The 3,640-nt window shown below is 61.6% G+C and carries 1 protein-coding gene, 1 tRNA gene and 1 rRNA gene; all 3 read left to right on the top strand.

The genetic code is table 11. The features are described 5' to 3' along the window. Positions 1 to 120 (top strand): 5S ribosomal RNA (gene rrf / locus ACR3FF_RS26195); the annotation flags it as partial. A gap of 118 nt (positions 121 to 238) precedes the next feature. Further along, positions 239 to 314 (top strand) — tRNA-Cys (locus tag ACR3FF_RS26190). Positions 315 to 640: 326 nt separating this feature from the next. Further along, on the top strand, positions 641 to 3,604 hold the full coding sequence (locus ACR3FF_RS26185) for a hypothetical protein (protein WP_458191022.1): 2,964 nt from the start codon (positions 641 to 643) through the stop codon (positions 3,602 to 3,604). Positions 3,605 to 3,640: the final 36 nt, after the last annotated feature.

Below are 3,640 nucleotides of genomic sequence, written 5' to 3'. Positions count from 1 at the left end.
AGGCGGCCAGAGCGGCAGGGACACACCCGTACCCATCCCGAACACGGTAGTTAAGCCTGCCTGCGTTTCGGTCAGTACTGGAGTGCGCGAGCCTCTGGGAAATTCGATTCGCCGCCTCCACTCATACTCACATTCATTACCCGCCCGAGAGCGCCTGCTCTCGGGCGGGTTTTTCTCCTTCGCCAGGAGTACGTGAGACCGCTATACTTAAAACGGCAGAATACAAAGGGAAGACTGCGCCAAGGTGGCAGAGTCCGGCCGAACGCAGCGGCCTGCAGAGCCGCCCATCGCCGGTTCAAATCCGGCCCTTGGCTTATACCAATTTCCTTACAATCCGAGTAATAAACCCCGAGCCTGCAGCGGGGATTTTCGTTTTCCTTTCTCGAGATGCGGCCCCCAACGGAGGTGAAGGGGCGTGACGGATCGACCGTCCAACCGCCAGTGTGGACTTCCCGACTGTCAGCGACCAACGAGGGACGCCTCCGGATCGAACAGTCGCTGTCCATATCACTCTGCACAGCTGAGCGAGAAGGTAATCGGCACTGAGACAACCGCTAGCGATGCGTCTGTCACTTCGGACGGACACACCAACAACTGCCCTCGGAGTGACATCGACACTGATGGTACCGCTGCCTCGGGCTTGGATGCCGCCACCTCGAACGAGACGACGGAGATCGACCTCCAGGGCGTTGCCCCCGATACCTATCCCGAAGATCTCGTTGAGAACGGTGCCCGCTGGCTGCTCTGGCAGTACAGCGACGACCGAAAGGTGCCCCGTAACCCCGCTTGGGGATACTCCGACCACGGCGCAGGCTACGCATTCGCCGGTGCGAAGGATCCCCGAGCCTGGTTCGAATTCGACAAGGCCACTGGCTGGGTCGATCACGACGACGATCTCGGGCTTGCATACTATCTTACGAATCCCAACCGCGACGACTGGGACGACGACGAGAAGTACGCCCACGTCGACCCTGCCGAAGACGTGCCTGACGAGCCACACGTCGGCCTCCTCGATTTCGACGACATACGCGACCCGGAGACCGGTGCAGTGGCACCAGCGGCCGTAGAACTTCTGGAGCGGCTTGCTGGGACGTTCTGCGAGTGGTCGCCCTCGGGAACGGGTGCACACGCCCTTGGTGGCTTTTGCTTGCCCGAAGACGTGAAGGTGCTCAAAATCGACCTGTCGTCTCCTGAGTGGCCAGATGCAGAACTCGAGATTTACCCTGGAAAACGGTATACTACAATCACGGGTGACCACATCCCTGGGACTGCAACCGAGACGAACGACATCCACGGCATCGTTGACGATATCCTCGCAGCCAATCCCGGGGCAGTCGACGCAGCGCGAGCGACGACGCCTGCCGGTCGGCCGGATGGATTCGATCGTGAGCCCGAGACGTCGAAGGCAGACCTCGTTGACGTCGAGATCACATCCGACATTCAGGACGTCTTCGACGCCATCCAGCACACTGGCCCAGCTGACATCCGGCTTCGGTCGACTGTTACGCGCGAGCGAAGTGATGGGAGTAAGGATCTCGACCCAAGCTGGGCGCAGTCGAAGAGTGGGACGCGATTAGCGCAGGTTGGCGACGGCTGGGTCTATCGGAAGGGAATGTATGGGCTCGATACCCTCCAGGTCGTCGCACTTGAGGAGCGGATCATCACCGAGGTCACCGAGTATCCTAGTGGTGAGGCGTTCTGGGAGGCCGTCGAAGTGCTCCGGGCTCGCGGTGCGCACATCCCGGAGTACGAGTCTGATGGTGACTGCTCCGACCCACTGAGCCAGGTTCCGGTCACGAAATTCGATGCTGTCGATGACGGACAGCGAGAGCGCGTTGCGGCATCGCACGATGTCGAGTGGCCTTCGACGGGCGAGGCGCGTGACCGCCTCCGGGACTGCCTGCTCGACACCATTCGGAACCAAGAGGAGGTCGTCCTCGACGCTCCGACCGGCCTCGGGAAGAGCTACACCGTTGCGACCGAGCCGTGGCTGAATCACGCCGACGTGACCGATGAACAGCCGGTTGTCCAGTTCAGCCCGACGCGAAAGGCTCGCGACGCGGCCGCCGAGCATAGCGACGAGGCAGACGGTGTGTCGTATGCCGTCCTTCGCGGGCGAAAGGAGAAATGCACGGTCGCTCACGGCTTCCACGATCCATCGGAGGAAGAGACCGACATGGTCGATGTGACGATGAATCGGACGCCTGCCTCCGAGTGGTTCGACGCCGTCTGTGACGGGCGCGGCATTCCGTTCTCGACGGCACATGCCTACCTCGCCGAGCACAACGACCAGGGTATCGAACTGCCGTGTTCGCGGGGCGAGGATCCCTGTCCTGCGATCGGCCAGTGGGAGGGGCTCCCGCGAAACGAGGACGGGACGCCAGCGGTGGACGTGATTCACGCCACCCACCAATTCGCGTACGTTCCGGCGCTCACGCGATCGTGTAACGTCGTCTTCGACGAGCGACCTGACTTCGCCGTCGATGGCGAGTCGCTATCGAACGAGCAGCTCCAGCGGGGTACGGCGGCCTTCCTTAAAGAGGCAGGTGCGCCGGTCAGCACTTGGGAGGCCTTCGTCCAACTCGCGCGGCGAACCTATGGGCGGAATGTCTACGGGGACGCGCTCCGTGAGGCGCATGCAACCCGCGCTGTGCTCGACTATGAACCGGATCGCGAGTGGTATCTCGAAGAGCAGGATGCTCACACGCTCATTCCCGCCCTCGTGAAGGCGGTGTGGTCAGCGCTGGCGCAGGGCTTCGACGAGAATGGACGCGGTGTGGGGACTGTCACACACACGCCGCCCCGACTCGATGCCAGTGCGCGCGATGACGACTCGTGGTCGCGGACGTGGGTCACCGTCGTCGTCGACAGCGACAACCATGTGCGCTCCGTTCGAAGCGTCCCGGATCTCTCGGGGTCGCGGTGCGTAGTCGGCCTCGACGCCCATCCGAGCCTCCCGTTGTGGCAGCGGAATACGACGAAAGACATTCTTCCCGAGCAGGTGCTGGATGTCGATGAACGCCGGCTCTGGCGGCGCTACGAGCGGGGGCTCCGCGTCGTGCAGGTTGGGGACGCCGTTCGACCGCTCGCCAGTGGCGAGTATTTCAACCCGGATATAACGAAGGTGCTGTTGAACCACCTCAGTAACCACTATGGCGATGCGTTCGACACCTGCATCACCGCTGCGAGTGTTGAATACGACGTCAAACACATCATGCGTGAGGTCGGCATCAACGACCCCAAAACGATGCATTTCGGTGAAGAGCGATCACGTGACGACTTCGGTGACCGTCCCGTTGGATTCGTCCACGGGTCGATTGATCCTGGTGACGACTACGTGCTGAATCTGCTGGCAGAGTGTGACCTCCATGCCCAACCAGAGACGGTCGAAACCGAGGACGGCGACCAGCGACGAGCACATGGGCGTGGCTTCGTCGGCCCCGATGCAGACACCGCGGATGAGATCCTCGCGTCGGTGCGCGAGAATCACGTCGCCCAGTCTGCGGGTCGATATGCGCGGACGCTCATCTGTAGCGGTGAATACTTTTTCATGACTGGAGTTCGTAGCCTTCCCCAGCATGGTCAGCAGAGAGAGTGTCAATGAGGTCTTTCTACCTGACAAAGAGGACTGTTTAGAGTA

It is taken from the genome of Haladaptatus ordinarius (assembly GCF_054177595.1).
The sequence above is the reverse complement of the archived record's forward strand: the minus strand, read 5'-3'. Positions and strand labels throughout refer to the sequence as shown.